Annotated in this window: 22 protein-coding genes; 9 read left to right on the top strand and 13 right to left on the bottom strand. The window is 52.3% G+C overall.

Features of this window, described 5'->3' with window-relative positions; all coding sequences use genetic code 11:
• Nucleotides 1–9 precede the first annotated feature (9 nt).
• Nucleotides 10–657, bottom strand: a complete 648-nt coding sequence (locus tag H7U36_RS03915; RefSeq protein ID WP_191428386.1) for a flavin reductase family protein — start codon at nt 655–657, stop codon at nt 10–12.
• A 62-nt stretch (nt 658–719) separates the two neighbouring features.
• A complete protein-coding gene (locus H7U36_RS03910; RefSeq protein WP_081958108.1) occupies nt 720–1,478 on the bottom strand; it encodes a carbon-nitrogen hydrolase family protein in 759 nt (252 codons plus the stop codon).
• A gap of 167 nt (nt 1,479–1,645) precedes the next feature.
• Between H7U36_RS03910 and H7U36_RS03905 the strand changes: the two genes are divergently transcribed.
• The 3 genes from H7U36_RS03905 to H7U36_RS03895 are packed head-to-tail and all read left to right on the top strand — an operon-like array spanning nt 1,646 to nt 3,567.
• A complete protein-coding gene (locus tag H7U36_RS03905) occupies nt 1,646–2,173 on the top strand; it encodes a flavodoxin family protein (RefSeq protein WP_191428385.1) in 528 nt (175 codons plus the stop codon).
• Nucleotides 2,174–2,194: 21 nt separating this feature from the next.
• Nucleotides 2,195–3,199 carry an aldo/keto reductase gene (locus tag H7U36_RS03900; RefSeq protein WP_191428384.1) on the top strand — a complete coding sequence of 335 codons (1,005 nt, stop codon included), beginning with the start codon at nt 2,195–2,197 and terminating at the stop codon, nt 3,197–3,199.
• Between the two features lie 47 nt (nt 3,200–3,246).
• Entirely contained in the window at nt 3,247–3,567 is a 321-nt protein-coding gene (locus tag H7U36_RS03895; protein WP_330637025.1) for a putative quinol monooxygenase, read from the top strand.
• 65 nt (nt 3,568–3,632) lie between these two features.
• On the opposite strand, the gene H7U36_RS03890 is transcribed toward H7U36_RS03895, so the two are convergent.
• The 7 genes from H7U36_RS03890 to H7U36_RS03860 form a co-directional block, all read right to left on the bottom strand.
• Nucleotides 3,633–4,574: an aldo/keto reductase gene (locus tag H7U36_RS03890; protein ID WP_138303545.1), complete on the bottom strand. Its 942-nt coding sequence runs from the start codon at nt 4,572–4,574 to the stop codon at nt 3,633–3,635.
• Between the two features lie 165 nt (nt 4,575–4,739).
• Nucleotides 4,740–5,282, bottom strand: coding sequence for a flavin reductase family protein (locus H7U36_RS03885; protein WP_033126895.1), 543 nt, complete (start codon nt 5,280–5,282; stop codon nt 4,740–4,742).
• Nucleotides 5,283–5,347: 65 nt separating this feature from the next.
• Nucleotides 5,348–6,247, bottom strand: coding sequence for a permease (locus tag H7U36_RS03880; RefSeq protein ID WP_191493182.1), 900 nt, complete (start codon nt 6,245–6,247; stop codon nt 5,348–5,350).
• 27 nt (nt 6,248–6,274) lie between these two features.
• The gene (locus H7U36_RS03875) at nt 6,275–7,117 is read right to left on the bottom strand and encodes a DUF362 domain-containing protein (RefSeq protein ID WP_334299346.1); all 843 of its coding nucleotides are present in this window, start codon (nt 7,115–7,117) and stop codon (nt 6,275–6,277) included.
• A 176-nt stretch (nt 7,118–7,293) separates the two neighbouring features.
• Nucleotides 7,294–8,046 (bottom strand): DUF4405 domain-containing protein, encoded by a 753-nt coding sequence (locus H7U36_RS03870; RefSeq protein WP_243426689.1) that lies wholly within the window; start codon nt 8,044–8,046, stop codon nt 7,294–7,296.
• Between the two features lie 12 nt (nt 8,047–8,058).
• A complete protein-coding gene (locus tag H7U36_RS03865) occupies nt 8,059–8,544 on the bottom strand; it encodes a flavodoxin (RefSeq protein WP_191428603.1) in 486 nt (161 codons plus the stop codon).
• A gap of 140 nt (nt 8,545–8,684) precedes the next feature.
• On the bottom strand, nt 8,685–9,557 hold the full coding sequence (locus tag H7U36_RS03860; protein ID WP_191428602.1) for a LysR family transcriptional regulator: 873 nt from the start codon (nt 9,555–9,557) through the stop codon (nt 8,685–8,687).
• A gap of 105 nt (nt 9,558–9,662) precedes the next feature.
• Here H7U36_RS03860 and H7U36_RS03855 point away from each other — a divergent pair, with 105 nt between their 5' ends.
• The 4 genes from H7U36_RS03855 to H7U36_RS03840 all read left to right on the top strand — a co-directional run bounded on the left by H7U36_RS03855 (nt 9,663) and on the right by H7U36_RS03840 (nt 11,821).
• A complete protein-coding gene (locus tag H7U36_RS03855; RefSeq protein WP_191493203.1) occupies nt 9,663–9,812 on the top strand; it encodes a hypothetical protein in 150 nt (49 codons plus the stop codon).
• A 164-nt stretch (nt 9,813–9,976) separates the two neighbouring features.
• Nucleotides 9,977–10,444, top strand: coding sequence for a helix-turn-helix domain-containing protein (locus tag H7U36_RS03850; RefSeq protein ID WP_191493180.1), 468 nt, complete (start codon nt 9,977–9,979; stop codon nt 10,442–10,444).
• The gene (locus H7U36_RS03845) at nt 10,441–11,199 is read left to right on the top strand and encodes an ABC transporter ATP-binding protein (RefSeq protein WP_191493179.1); all 759 of its coding nucleotides are present in this window, start codon (nt 10,441–10,443) and stop codon (nt 11,197–11,199) included. The genes H7U36_RS03850 and H7U36_RS03845 overlap by 4 nt, the downstream gene beginning before the upstream one ends.
• A complete protein-coding gene (locus H7U36_RS03840) occupies nt 11,183–11,821 on the top strand; it encodes an ABC-2 transporter permease (protein ID WP_191493178.1) in 639 nt (212 codons plus the stop codon). Before H7U36_RS03845 ends, H7U36_RS03840 begins: the two co-directional genes overlap by 17 nt.
• 68 nt (nt 11,822–11,889) lie before the next feature.
• Here H7U36_RS03840 and H7U36_RS03835 read toward each other — a convergent pair whose 3' ends face one another.
• Genes H7U36_RS03835 through H7U36_RS03820 form a run of 4 tightly spaced genes read right to left on the bottom strand, consistent with a single transcriptional unit; the run spans nt 11,890 to nt 13,812 of the window.
• Entirely contained in the window at nt 11,890–12,381 is a 492-nt protein-coding gene (locus H7U36_RS03835; protein WP_191493177.1) for a P-loop NTPase family protein, read from the bottom strand.
• A gap of 4 nt (nt 12,382–12,385) precedes the next feature.
• Nucleotides 12,386–12,763, bottom strand: a complete 378-nt coding sequence (locus H7U36_RS03830; RefSeq protein ID WP_205155732.1) for a DUF6483 family protein — start codon at nt 12,761–12,763, stop codon at nt 12,386–12,388.
• A 13-nt stretch (nt 12,764–12,776) separates the two neighbouring features.
• On the bottom strand, nt 12,777–13,433 hold the full coding sequence (locus H7U36_RS03825) for a nucleotidyltransferase domain-containing protein (protein ID WP_033126908.1): 657 nt from the start codon (nt 13,431–13,433) through the stop codon (nt 12,777–12,779).
• A 10-nt stretch (nt 13,434–13,443) separates the two neighbouring features.
• Nucleotides 13,444–13,812 carry an ACT domain-containing protein gene (locus H7U36_RS03820; protein WP_191493175.1) on the bottom strand — a complete coding sequence of 123 codons (369 nt, stop codon included), beginning with the start codon at nt 13,810–13,812 and terminating at the stop codon, nt 13,444–13,446.
• A gap of 336 nt (nt 13,813–14,148) precedes the next feature.
• Between H7U36_RS03820 and H7U36_RS03815 the strand changes: the two genes are divergently transcribed.
• Together H7U36_RS03815 and H7U36_RS03810 are read left to right on the top strand one after the other, a co-directional pair.
• Nucleotides 14,149–14,400 (top strand): hypothetical protein, encoded by a 252-nt coding sequence (locus H7U36_RS03815; RefSeq protein WP_191493174.1) that lies wholly within the window; start codon nt 14,149–14,151, stop codon nt 14,398–14,400.
• A gap of 29 nt (nt 14,401–14,429) precedes the next feature.
• The gene (locus H7U36_RS03810; protein WP_205155731.1) at nt 14,430–14,825 is read left to right on the top strand and encodes a hypothetical protein; all 396 of its coding nucleotides are present in this window, start codon (nt 14,430–14,432) and stop codon (nt 14,823–14,825) included.
• The last annotated feature ends 1 nt before the right edge of the window (nt 14,826 follow it).

Below are 14,826 nucleotides of genomic sequence, written 5' to 3'. Positions count from 1 at the left end.
CTCTCCCCTTCAATCGTATTTCTCAATCTTCACCGTCCCGATGGCCGACAGATCCGGCTCCCCGGTGACAAGGTTCTGAGGCGAGGGCACAAGCATCATAAAGCCCTCCTCCCCGTATCTTTTCGCATAGCCCTGGGCGTAGTCCTCCTCCACGGACATGTGCTCCACTTTTCCGATGACCATGGCCGCCATGCCGGCTCCGCTTAAGTCCTGCACGTCCCGCAGAGTGCACTCCATAGTCAGGAACGCCTCCCTTATCACGGGGGCATGGATGGACCTGGCCTCCTCCAGAGTGAAATCCCCTGTCTGAAACTCATCGCTGTCGTACTCGTTATGGAAAATAGTCTCTGTCAGCCTGTCGTAACAGCTGATGGGCAGGAAATTGACGCAGAAGCATCTCTCCCGCAGGATGTTGGCGTAGGTGTGGGTGTGCTGGTACAGATTGCCCATGACCGCGAAAAAGGCGGTCTTGTCCCCGTGAAAGCAGCTCCAGCTGTGGAGGCACACATTGGGCTTCCCGTTCTCCTTCCATGTAGTGATGGCAAAGAGCGCGCCGGGGACAGCGGCGGTCGTCTCAAAGTGGGAGAAAAGCTGGAACTCCTCCGGGTACAGGGATTTGAAATATCCGGGGAACTCTTTCCCAATCTCAATCTTCATGTTCTGCATCCTCCTTCTTAAAAATCAGGATTTTATAAATGACTATACGCGGTTGCCCCCTGCTATATCCGGTGGTCACTCCTGACAAAGGGCTCCTCCGATCCGGCCTGCAGGATGCACATGTCTCTTGAGCCCGGAAGCTCCGGCAGGTACGCCACCCCGTCAAAGACGGTGGAGCCCCCGTTGCAGTCCGGTACTGTGCCCGGGTAATTGCAGGTACAGATGGCCGTCATGTTCTCAAAGGCCCTGGCCCGGATCTGGGAGAGCCGGTTGATCTCCATGGGACAGGCGTTGGGCACGAGAATGAGCTCCGCCCCCTTCAGCATCAGAATTCTGGCGCTCTCCGGAAATTCCCGGTCATAGCATATCATGGCTCCGGTCTTCACCGGGCCCAGGGGCGTGTCCAGGTCTGCCACATAGAAATCCTCTCCCGGCAACAGGTCCGCCTCCGCCCCGAACTCGCAGGTGTGCACCTTTGCGTAGGTGAGGACCCTCTCCCCGTTCCGATCAAATAGTGCCAGCGCATTGCGGCATCCCGCTCCGCATTTTTCCAGAAATGTAATGCCGATGGCCATGGAAAGCTCCCGGGCCAGCTCGCCAAAAGCCCGGACAAAGGGGCCATCCGCCGGAACCGCCTCCTTTTTCCACTCCTCATAGTTCCTGCTGCCTATATCGTAGCCACAGCTCCACATCTCCGGAAAAAGGGCGATGTGTGCTCCCATCTTTTTCGCTTCTTTACAGTATTCTATCCCCTTCTTCAGATTGCCCTCCAGCGTGCCGCAGGGGGCAATCTGGAGGAGGGCTGTCCTCAACAGCTCCATATCCTTCTCTCCTTCCATTTGCCTATACTATATCTGTCTTTCAAAGTCCTGACAAGTATCATCAGCATCTTGACGCAATGTCAACAAAAGAATATAATAATATTGCTGACACAGTGTCAGCATTTCATGTAAACAATACGGGAGACAATCAGATTGGAGGAATGTAAATGAAACATGTTTTAATTCTTTCAGCAAGCCCGAGGAAAAACGGAAACTCGGACATTCTCTGCCGCCAGTTTATGCGCGGCGCTCAGGATGCCGGGCACAGGACAGAGTTAATCTCTCTGTACGATAAAAGCACTGAATTCTGCCGGGCCTGCTACGCCTGCTTCACAACAGGCAGATGCGTCCTCAGGGACGATATGGAAGAAATTCTCGATAAAATGCAGCAGGCAGACGTCATCGTTGTGGCGACGCCCACCTATTTCTACTCTATGAACGGAAAGCTGAAGACAGTGATCGACCGCTTTCTTCCCAGATGGCAAAATCTCGGCGGACATGATGTCTATCTGATCATCACCGGACATGACAGAAAAGAAGGGCTGAAGCTCGTGGAGGAAGAGCTGAACACAATCTTTACCGGCCTGGGAAACCAGGTCAAAGGCTGTATCTGGGGAGAGGAAGTCTGGCAAAAAGGTGAAGTGGAAAACACAAAGGCTATGGACGAAGCCTATCAGGCCGGCAGTCACATATAATTTGGATAAGGAGGAAACAAAATGGAATACACAAAACTTGGGAACACAGATATAGAAGTGTCAAAGCTCTGTGTGGGCTGCATGAGCTTTGGAAAAGCCGGCACAATGCATGACTGGACAGTGGATGAGTCCGCCACAGAAAAGATCGTAAAACACGCCCTGGATCTGGGCATCAATTTCTTCGACACAGCCAACGGATATTCAGAGGGCACCAGCGAGGAATACCTGGGCCGCGCGCTCAAAAAGAATATCGCGAGAGACAAGGTCGTCATCGCCTCAAAGGTCTACTTCAATCCGGGAAGGCTTTCTTCCGAGGCCATCCACCGGGAGATCGACGGAAGCCTGAAGCGTCTCGGCACGGATTACCTGGATCTGTATATCATCCACAGGTTTGATTACGAGACGCCCATCGAGGAGACCATGGAGGCACTGAACGATCTTGTGGTGTCCGGAAAGGTGCGGGCCATCGGGGCCTCGGCCATGTACGGATACCAGTTCTACAATATGCAGCTGGCCGCCAGGGATAACGGGTGGACACCCTTTGTGGCGATGGAAAATCACTACAATCTGCTCTACCGGGAGGATGAGCGGGAGCTGATCCCCATCTGCCGCCAGATGAATGTATCCCTCATGCCCTACAGCCCTCTCGCGGCGGGACACCTCACCCGGCCGGAATGGAATTCCGACTCTCTCCGCAGCAAAACCGATCGGGCAGCGATGGGAAAATATGACAGCACCCAGGAGCAGGATATGGAGATTGTCCGCCGCGTCCACTCTCTGTCGGAAAAATACGGCGTGAAGATGCAGCAGATCGCGCTGGCATGGGAGTGGGCCAAGGGTGTGGCGTCTCCCATCATCGGAGCCACAAAAGCCGCGCATTTTGACGATGCCGCAGGGGCATTTTCCGTAAAGCTCACCAAGGAAGACATCGCTTTTCTGGAGGAGCCCTATGTGCCCCACAGGATCGTGGGAGCCATTGACCATAATCCGGCAGACGGCGTCATGCTGCTGGACGAAAAGAAATAAAATCCTATCAATTTCAGAGAAGCGAGGTATATGAAATGAGCATCACAATGAATTTATATTATACAGGCGAGAGCGGCAATGCGCGCAGGTTTGCCGAGGAGATGGAGAAAAGCGGGACAGCCGCGCGGATCCGGTCAGAAGCCGGGAACGAGAAATACGATTACTTCTTCCCCATGAAGGATCCTGAGACAGTACTGCTGATCGACAGCTGGAGAGATCAGGAGGCACTCGACGCCCATCACGCCTCACCTATGATGGAGACCATCGCTCAGCTCCGGGAGAAATACGATCTGCATATGAGAGCGGAAAGATACGTGTCTGACAGCGAAGGGATTTCCGCTTCAGACTCAAAATTCATCAAAAAATAGGGTTAAAACAAAGAAAATCGCTGAGGCCGCAAGACTTCAGCGATTTTTTTGAAATAACCGTCCTTCTATTTCATTTCCTTTTCCCAGTAACGGATCACATTCACCTGTGCCCCATCACCAAGTTTTTCCAACGTCTCGATCTCTTCCGCAGTGAGCTCTATTTCCGCTGCTTTCACAGCGTCCTCCACCTGATAGACCTTCGTCACACCAATGATCGGCAGTGTCCCTTTGGCGATTGCCCAGGCGACCGGGATCTGCGCGATTGCCGCGTGATGGCGGTCCGCAATCTCTTTCAGCCCCACATTCAGCTTCTCCAGCTCCGGGAGCATGGGATTATATGTCCTTCCCCGGTCTGAGTCCGCCGGGAACGGATGCTCTGTGTCGTATTTTCCGGTCAGTGCTCCCTGCTCCAGTACCATATAGGAGAAGAAGATAATGTTATTTTCTTTGCAGTAGTCCAGAATCCCGGAGGTTTCGGAAGACCGGTTCAGAAGGCTGTAGTGGTTCTGGATCGCGGAGATCTTCAGCCCCTCTTTGGCAAGGATATCCGCTGCCTCTTTGATTTCCGCCAGACTGTGGTTTGAGAGACCGATCTTCCCTATCTTTCCGCTCTTTGCAAGGGGGATCAGCTCTGTCACCCATTTTGGCGCGTCCACAGGGTTGTGTATCCAGTAAAAATCCATATAATCTGTCCCCAGCAGCTCTGCGCTTTTTTCATACAGTGCGGTCACTGCATTTTCTGCTGCTGGATCCGCACACTGCGGGGTAAATTTATCTGAGATCAAATAGCTGTCTCTTGGGATTGTTCTGAGGAAATCCCCCAGCACCTTTTCAGAGGTTCCCATCCCGTACGCATACGCGGTATCCCAGAGATTGAGTCCTGCTTTCATCGCTGCGTCAAATACAGGCCTGAGAGTTTCCGGCGCAAGGTTTCCTCCAAATGTACCGTCATTTCCCCACGCCCATGCCCCAAGAGCAATCCTGGGAATATCTTTTATTTCTGCCATGTTATTTCCCTCCAATATTTATTTAATTTCTATAATTATTATAAAAAGCGTTCCCGCTTAAGTCTAATACCTGTCAATCATCATTTTTCATGCCCCACATGTATAATTCTGAGCAGCGGATACTTTAACGGCTTGCCATCCCATCCAGGCACAGAAAATATCCTGCTACTCACTTAGGTTCATACATTTCCCGATCACGTCCCCTGTGGTAAGATACTCATACGTCGGCATTTCAAAAAGAACCGGCTTCAGTGTGCGGTAATCGATCTTCCCGGCTTCGTTCAGCACGCTCTCCTCCGCATAGACCCCGTCGATCCTGCAGATGAAGCTCTCAAAGCCTTCTGTCTCGTAAATGTCGTCTACAGTGCAGTCCATGACAACCGGAGCCTCGTCGATGACCGGCGCGCCCGTTCCCTCTGTGCGGTAGGCAAACATCCCGGATTTATCCACCTTGTTTCCGCTGACGCATCCGGCGCGATCCGCTTTCTTCAGCATTGCCTTGTCCACGATATTTACCGTCAGAGCCCTCGTCTCTCTAATACCCTGATTAGTATAGTGGGCTTTCGCGAGGCTGACCATGATCCGGTCATGTCCGATGATCCCCACATGTCCCACCAGAGCATAGTTCGGTTTCCCGTTCACCATCGCTCCCACCACGACAAGGGGCGTGGGATAGAGCGCAATACTGTCTCCAATATGCTTTTTCATCTGCTTTTCCTTCCTTTCATTTTCCACTTATTTTTTATCGTCCTATATATAGCAAAGATGTCCGCTCACAGGATCCGATCTACTGTCAGCCCGATCACCAGGGAAATCAGGATTACATAGCCCAGATAGAGGACAAATCTTTTCGCCCCCAGCACGATCTTCAGCGCTCCCAGGTTCGTGATCTTGGTAGCCGGTCCAGTGACCATAAAGGCCGCCGCGGAGCCCATGCTCATCCCCGATGCCAGCCACTGCTGCAATAGAGGGACCGTGCCTCCGCCGCAGGCGTAGAGAGGCACTCCGATGGTGGCAGCCAGCAGCACGCCGAACCCCTCCTGCTCCCCGAAAAGCTTTGCAAATGCATCCGCGGGAACGTATCTCTGAAACAGTGAGGAGAGCAGCACCCCCACAAGAAACCAGGGCGCCGTCGCCCGGATATTCCTGCCCAGGCTCTTCAGAAACCGCATGGCCGGGTCTGGATCTGTGTCCCTGTTTTCCGCTTCTGAAAACCCGGTAAAATTAAAATAGCTCCTGCCTTTATAAAAAAACCGCACGCAGAGTCCCGCGCCCAGCCCGCCCAGAAAGGCGGACAGAAATCTCACGGTCACTGCCTCCGGGCCGAGGATCCCGCTTGTGATCAGCAGCTGCGGGTTCAGAAGGATGGAGCTCATCATAAAGGCCGCAAGGAGGTCATCCTTCATCCCCTTCTGAGAGAAGGACGCCGCAATGGGGATGGTGCCGTACATGCACAGCGGGGAGGCGATTCCAAGGAGGCTGGCCGGAATAAGGCCCAGGACTCCCAGCCTTTTTTCTCCAAGAGCCCCAAAGGCGGACTGGATCTTCCCTTTGCCGAACACAGAGATAGCAGAGCCGATCACCATCCCCAATACCCAGTAAAAGAAAACCTGCTCCAGCTGGATGCTGAAATAGTACCATATGTAAATAAATTCTCTTCTCAAAATCTCCATGCCGTCCCGCCTTCCGCCGTCTCGTCTCTAACCTTCTATATTGATCAGCTCATATGTCCTGCTGCCAAGTCCTATTTCCTCCGCGTGCTCCAGCGTGTGCAGACCGTTTCTGGATTCAATCCTCTCCACCATAGAGTCCCCGTCCCGCGCGCTGTAGACCAGGTTAACACAGGCCTGATCCAGGGCCACCGGGTCATAGGACGCGAGTATCCCGATATCGTGCATGTCAGGCTGAGCCGGGTTCCCGTCGCAGTCGCAGTCCACAGAAAGACGGTTCATGACATTGATATACAGGATATTCCCATCCAGGTAATCCACAACAGATTTTCCTGCCTCCGCCATGGACTCCAGAAAAGCGTCCTGGTCTCCGCCCCACATGCTGCCGCCGGTGCCGCCGCTGTGGATATGGGCCTTTCCCTCCGGGGAAGCAATACCGATGGAAATATTTTTTATAGCGCCGCCGTACCCTGCCATGGAATGGCCCTTGAAGTGCGAGAGCACTACATAGTAATCATAGTCCGCAAAATGGCTGCCCACATAGTTTTCTTCCAGATTAGCGCCTCCCGTCACAGGCAGCGTCATGGAGCCCTCCTCGTCCATGATGTCCACATCCGCTATCTCCGTATAGCCGTGGTCTTCCGCCACCTGATAGTGCATGGCCGTGCTGACCCGGGAACCACCGTATGCTGTGTTGCACTCCACGATGGTCGGATCATCAAAGGACTGCACCAGATCCCCGATCAGGTCTGTCCGCAGATAATTGCTGCCCGGCTCCCCTGTGGAGAGCTTGACCGCAAGCTTTCCCTCCGGGGAAGCCTGAAGGGCCTCATAGACGGCGATCAATCCATCTGAGCTGATGTCTGTCGCCATATAGACCGCCGGGGAATCGGCGGCAGCGTCCGGACTGCCTGTGCCAGCGGCTTCATCGCCGGACGAGACCTCTGTCTCTGGTTCCTGTGTCCTGCCGCATCCGGTCAGCAGGCCTGCAAAAGTCATGGCAGCGACCAGTGTGATCACAAATTTCTTTCTCATAAAACCACCTCGTTTCAAGCTTTCTGTTTTCCGTGCTTCTGAAGAATTCTGGACAAATAGTAGGCGATCCAGATAAACAGCCCCATCATTGCCGCGTAATCTATATAGAAAGTGATCGGGGATTCACTGTAATCCAGGAAAACAAATTCTGTCCTAAGAAACATATAAGTTGCCAAACCCCTTCTCACAAACGCATACAACCCATAGCAGGCGATTCCCGCGCCCAGAAGCCTGAGGACCAGGGCTCGGATCCCGGGAGACGCTTTCTCTCCTGAGCCGCCACCCGGCATCTCTCCTGATGTCTTTCCCGCTATCTTTTCCGACATCTTTCGCGCCCCTGCCAGCGCCATGCCCCAGTGGAGCCCCAGATGCAGCGCCATCAGCACAAATCCCCAGTAGCAGGCTGCCATGTGCATCAGCCTTGCCGTCCCCATCCCACTGTCGATGGGAAGGAACACAAACACATGCCGGGACATCCTGATGCCGCTTGCCAGCAGGCAGAGCATCACAGCCAGCAGTACAAGGTCCACCGCGGTGACCAGCGCTCTCATCCCTGTATATTTTCCGCGGAACAGATTTCTGTGCCAGCCCGGGTTCAGCAGGTGATGGGCTATAAAGAGCACGAGCATGCCTGTCCCCGCCCATTCATGGGCCTCCTCTCCCCAGAGCTGATATCCCATCAGGAACAGGAGCGCCAGAGTCATGAGAAGGTCTACTGCCAGCCTGATTTTGGACTTTGTTTTCATTTTTTTCTTTTCTTCACTCATGACCATACCCTTTCAATCTTTCGGAAAATTCTGTTTCAGCCACGTCGAAATCCTGCCCTGCAGGTCACCGCTTCCGTTTTCCAGCACATACAGACTGCTCCCTATCTTCGCGCCCGGGCAGAGTTCCCTGACGGCCTGCTCCATCCCTCTGTCCTCCCCTCCGCAGTGGCTGAAAAATGGAAGAACGGTCTTCCCTGCCAGATCATTTTCACTGAGCCAGGACGCCAGAGGCGGAGCAATCGTCCCGCACCAGTTGGGCGTGCCGACAAAGATCACATCGTACGCATCCGCCTTGTCATCTACGGGGAGCAGCAGAGGCCTGGTCCGCGTCCGGATCTCTTTTTTCACCTGGGTCAGAAGCCTCTCAAAATTTGACGGATAGGGCTGTCTTGGATAGATCCGGCCAAGACGCCCTCCTGTCTGTCTCTGTATCACTTCCGCGATCCTGCGGGTTTTCCCTGAGTAGGAATAACAGACAATCAAAACATTTCCCTGCATATGGCGGCCCTCCTTTTCGTCCATTATCCTATGGCCGCCCCGTTCTGTCTAATACTTGTCCGGTATGGGAAATCATGCTTTCCCCGCATGGCAGAAAATGGCTGCGGCATCAGACCCGTAAGCCGATGCCGCAGCCATTTTCAATGCTCCTGTATTGTCTGTACAAAAAGAGACGCCGCCTGGGAAAACAGATGATTTTTCTTCCAGAGGATCACGCTCCTTGTGACATGCGCCGGGTGGATCTGCCGGAAGCAGAGCTCCGGGTCCGCATGGATGGACAAAGCTCCGTCCAGGCAGACCGCGCACCCCATCCCGGCCTCCACCAGAAGAGCCGCATTGGAAAGGATATTGTAGTAAGCCGGGATATCCAGATGGCGCTCCTCACACTGCATCCAGTGGAGGATCTGCTCCTTCGCGTTTTCCCGCCCCGGCATGATCAGGGGATACTGCTTGATGTCCTCCGCTGTCACGGTCTCCTTTTTCGCAAGCTGGTGATCCCGTCGGACGAGAATTCCCCAGGTCTCCTTCTGGGGCATCCTCACATACTCAAATTTTGCGGTGTCAATGGGCTCCATCACAAGGCCAAGGTCAAGCAGGCCGTGCTCGATCATCTCTTTGATATTGTCCGCCATTCCATTGTAGAGTTCAAACTGAACGCCGGGATATTTTTCACGGAATTCTTTCATACAGACAGCCAGTGTGCGCCCGCCCACAGCCTCCGTGGCGCCGATCCGCACAGTGCCGCAGATGATATCCTTCTTGTCTGTAAATGTATGCTCCAGCTTGTCCGCCAGCTCTACAATGGTTTCCGCCTGCTGCCTGAACAGGAAGCCCTCATCCGTCAGCGTGACAGAGCGTTTCCCCCGGATCAGCAGCGCCGTCCCCAGCTCGTCCTCCAGCTCCTTCAGCTGGCGGCTGAGTGTGGGCTGGGTCACATGAAGAATATCGGCGGCTCTCGTGATATTCCCCTCGGCCGCCACTGTCAGAAAATATTTCAGCACACGCAGTTCCATCCTGATCCCTCCTGTAGGTTTTCTTACTATCCGGTTTCTTTTTACTTCTAATTTACCAGCTATTCGGTCAGAGGGCAAATGCTTATATTTTATAACAGGATATCAATGTCAGGCATAGGGGCCCCCTATGTGTACACGGCAATCCTCGCCTGCACCAAAAAGGAATTTTCAGAAAAGGGCTACAGGGATGCATCCCTGCGGGTCATCGCCCGCCGCCTCTCCGCCATCACAGACACGGACAAAACTTTGTGGTGACGGACAGACAGCTTGCGGACGCTGTGCCGGAACAGATACAGGACATGAGCGGGAGTATTGATTCCCACCTGAAAAGGCAACTAAAACGCACACTTTTTGTTAAGGGCTGTTGGTAGAAATCTGTCAGGAACTCAGTATAATAAAGTCAAGGAGGTTGGAAATACATGAAAAAGCAAACAAATCTGATTTCTCGGAATTTAACTGCCCTGCGCCAGTATCATCAATATTCACAGGAAGAAGTAGCCGAAAAGGTGGGCGTGACAAGACAGTCTGTGGCCAAATGGGAGTCCGGAGAAACTGTTCCTGATATTCTTAACTGCGATGCGTTAGCGGAGCTTTACGATGTATCAGTGGACGCCCTGATCCACCACGACCAGGAGGAATCCCATATGCCCATCCCGCCCAAAGGCAAACATCTTTTTGGGACTGTCAAAGTAGGGGATCGGGGGCAGATTGTCCTCCCCAAAAAGGCTCGGGATCTGTTCCATATTAAATCCGGTGATCTTCTCGTTGTTTTAGGCGATGAGCATCCGGGAAATGCAGGGATCGCCCTAATCTCCGAAGACACCGTACTTCACAATATCGCCTTTCTGCAGGATATGTTAGACAATGAAAAGGAGGCTCACGAATGAACGATCTCTTACAGGTAGAGCATCTAAATAAGCTTTACCCGGGATTTACTCTGAAAGATGTATCTTTTTCTGTAAAACCCGGACACATCATGGGACTGATCGGCAAAAATGGTGCTGGTAAAAGCACCACATTAAAATCTATTTTAAATATGGTACGGCCCGAATCCGGAACCGTTACCATGCTGGGGAAAGATTTTTACGGACATGAAAAAAAATGTAAGCAGGATATCGGCATTGTCTTTGGAGGGATTGATTTCTACCCTCTCAAAAAGCTCTCCGCCATTACCGCTGTGACCCGGCGCTTTTACAAAGACTGGGATCAGGAACGGTACAACGATTATCTCCGGCAGTTTTCTTTAGACGAAAGTAAGCAGTTCCGCTCCCTTTCCAACGGAATGAAGGTGAAATATCTGCTGGCACTGGCCCTGTCCCACCACGCCACGCTTTACCTTCTCGATGAACCCACTTCCGGGCTTGACCCGGTATCAAGGGATGAGATTCTGCACATCTTTACCCGCATCGTCAAAGATGGGAAGCGCTCCGTTTTATTTTCTACCCATATTACTTCCGATTTGGATCGGTGCGCGGATGATATTACCTATATTAAAAACGGTACAGTATTAAAAAGCGCAGACAAAGAGACTTTTCTCCATTCCTTTGAACATTTAAGGACTGACCGGGATACCGGGCCGCTCTCCTTGGAAAAGATCATGCTGCGCACAGAAGGGAGTGATATTGATGAAACTGCTTTATAAAGAGCTGGCTCTGGCAGCCCACCCCACCTCCATTATCTTTGCGTTTCTTGGCTGCCTGGTCATTGTACCGGCCTATCCTTACACCGTCATCTTTATGTTTGGCTGTCTGGCTCCTTATTTGACGTTTCTCTATGCCAGAGAGACCAATGACCAGTGGTATACTGCCATTCTACCTATAACAAAAAGAGAAAGTGTCCAGGGTAAATGTATGCTGGTCATTTCTATCCAGCTATTTCAATTATTGATTGCTGTTCCATCTGTCTTTTTGAGAAAAATTCTTGAGGTAGAAAACAATCCGGTGGGCATTGATGCCACCATTGCCTGGTTTGGATTTGGGCTGATGATCTATAGTGTCTTTGACCTTATATTCTTTCCGGCTTATTACAGGAACGGATATAAAGCCGGCAGGGCCTTTGTAATGGCCGCTATTCCCATGCTGCTGATGATGGTCACTGTGGAGGGCGCTGTCCGTTTTCCCCAGCTTACATGGCTGGACAGCTACGCGCCGTCGGATTGTTTGAGACAAATTCCTTTTCTTCTCATTGGTATCCTTTGTTACGGATGCTTTGTCACTTTAGCATACAAACTTTCTGTAAAGCGATTTGAAAACGTAGATCTGTAGGCTTGCTTCTGCCGCAGTCTCAAGGCCAATCTACGATCATATCTAAAAAAATTTTTTACATCAAATGCTTATCCTGGCAAAGCCAGATACTCGTTCGCATCCTCTCTTCTCCGGAAGATATAGATATCTCTGCCGTCTCTGTACTTCTCCAGCATGTCGTAGATCCTGGGAAGCTGATCATTTGGAAAGTCCACGATCCACTGGCGGAATTCCATGTCAAGCTCTGTCTCCACCCAGGGCAGATCCTCCCGCTTTTTCCCGATCCGCTCCCCGGCTCCTGCCAGGCAGAGCTCCAAAGGATAGTCCAGGAGAAAGACGGTATCGCAGGCCGCAAGCCGCATTTCCAGGGTGCGCAGATAATTTCCGTCGATGATCCACTGTTTTCCGCATATGATCTCTCCCAGCTTCCTGTCAAATTCTTCCCTGGGGATATTTGTGCCGTCAGCCCTGTGCCAGATCATGTCCAGGTAATATAAGGGCAGCGATGTCCTGTCCCGCAGCTTCCGGGCAAAGGTGCTTTTCCCCGCGCCGGGACAGCCTATCACGATCGCCTTTTTCATCCTCTTACCTGCTCACCGGATCCCACAGGTCCCCGTATCCGTAGGAATCCACGATGTATTTCATTCCGTCTACGACCTCGTCCTGGGTAAAACCGTGCTCCTCCAGGAATTCCTCGCTCTTGCACCCCAGCTTCTCATAAAAGCGCAAAGCCATCTCAAAGTAGGACTGGCTGTCCGGATCCAGCTCATCCAGGAGCTGATTTTCCGCCTCGTTGATCTGCCCGCCGTCTATCATGGCGGTCAGATTTTTAAACTGCCGCAGTCTCTCCACAGAAACCGGGAGCTCATCCTCCTTGTCAATATCCCTGCCAAATATCAGTCTTATGAGCATGCGCGCGATCTCGTGGGTGAGGCGCATGATATAGTCCTTGTCCTCAATCATCTGTCCATCCTCCTTATAGTCTGTTGATCCATCCCTGGGCCCACAGAAGCAGCCTGTCCGACATTTCCTCAAAGTCCGCCTGTCCGCCTTCCTTCAGGGCCAGAAACGTTTCCACAATATTCTGTTCCTCTTTCCCGGCTATGTCAAGCAGATCCCTCTGTTTTTTCGTATATTTTCCTGTCTGCCTGAAGCAGATGGCCTGCACCACAAAGGATGCCGACTTGTACAGGCCCTTTAGGATCTCCTCCTGCCTGTCGTAGAGCATATTGTGGACGCAGCCATGGTAAATATTGCACACACCGATCTTTATCGCCCGCCGCACCGCCTCGTCGTCGATCCGCTCCAGCAGTCCATCCAGGCTTCCCACAATAGGCCTGGTGTCATAGTAAAACTGAAAGAGATCCGACGGCTCCCATCTGAGCAGCTCCTCCTTTCCGGATAGAAAGCCGCAGACAAGCTCCCGTTCCGGCAGCCTGTCCAGCATCCCCTCGTAGATCCGCACATCCGCAGGTGTCAGCTTATCAAGGATCACTACCAGGTCGATGTCGCTGCCTTCCGTCTCCTCTCCCCGCCCCCGGCTTCCCTGAAGGCCCGCGAACCAGATCCGTTCCTCAAAGGTCTCCTCCAGCGCCCTGATAAAATTTTCTGTCCAGCTCTTTATTTCGATCATGCTTTCCTCCTCACTCTGCTATGCTGTATCCGTCCTCCTTCAGCACAGAAAGCGCTCTTCCAAACTGTTCCTTCTTGATCAGTACATAGTCCGTGTTGTAGGTAGACACCGCAAAGATACTGATTTCTCTGTGCGCCAGGAGATCTGCGATCTTCGCCAGTATCCCGGTCAGAGAAAAGTCCAGCACACCCTTCAGCCGGAAGGCTCTCCATCCATCCTCCCGCTCTATCGTGCTCTCCGGGGTCTTCTCTGTGGCGCATACAAGAGAGCACTCCTCATCCGTCTTGCCCACAAAGCAGTACGTATCTGTCAGATCCACCTCACTGAAATCCTTCACTTTGCACACCGTAAATTCCTCGTTTATCACTTCGATCTCCATGCTGTTCCTCCTCGTCTTATTCTCCTTTGGCCCTTCCAGAAGAACCCTGCTGTCTAAAAGTAGAACACAGGCCGGGTTGCTTGTCAATATTTTTATTTTTCTGTTGCTATTCCCCTTCTTTTTATGTATAATGTAAACCAATCACCGGGAGAATTCTTTCTCTCAAAGGCTGCGTGTCAGCCGCTCTTATTTACATCATCCGGCACGTGTCCGGGGCGGTTTCCGCCAGAACATTTCCTTTTATTAAGTTTGCAGACGTCTAAAAGGTTGCAGTCCGTTGTCTTTATGTCTACAATGGAGGTATAACGATTTATGTGTATAACCAAAAAAGTAAATATGGATCGCTCAGAATATCCCACTGCGGATCGGGAGTACAAGGACCGTCTCTTCCGCTTTGTCTTCAACAACAGGGAGGACCTTCTGTCTCTGTACAACGCTGTGGCCGGGACCAGCTACACAGACCCGGACAGTCTTGGGATCAACATTGCGAAGCTGTACGAGAAGATCATTGCCCAGAATAATATCAACATCTACAGCTCGGGAGCCAAAAAATTCCCCTTCCCCCAGCACATTGTGTTCTACAACTGAACATCAACTACGGCCACAACCGGGCGCTCATGGAAAAATGCCGCCGGCTGGAGGAGTACGCCATCTTTGTGGACCGAGTGCGAGGACGGCTGGCGGAAAGCCTGCCCCTGGCGGAAGCCATCATGGCAGCCATCGACGACTGCATCCAGGACAGTATTCTAAAGGATATCCTGATCCAGCAGAAAGCGGAGGTAGTGCAGATGATACTGGAAACATTTGACAAAGACAAGTACGAGAAAGCCATCAAGAGTGAGGCCTATGAGGATGGGTATACAGAGGGCAGAAAGGAGGGCTATGACCTGAGGCTCCTGGAGCAGGTGCAGAAGAAGCTGGCCAGAGGAAAATCCGCAGAGGAGATTGCCCAAGACCTGGAGGAGACGCCGGAGACCATCGCCGGTCTGATCTCCCGGCTTCAGGAAAAGTAAG

The organism is Faecalicatena fissicatena (genome assembly GCF_016900595.1).
Classification (GTDB): domain Bacteria; phylum Bacillota; class Clostridia; order Lachnospirales; family Lachnospiraceae; genus Claveliimonas; species Claveliimonas intestinigallinarum.
The sequence above is the reverse complement of the archived record's forward strand: the minus strand, read 5'-3'. Positions and strand labels throughout refer to the sequence as shown.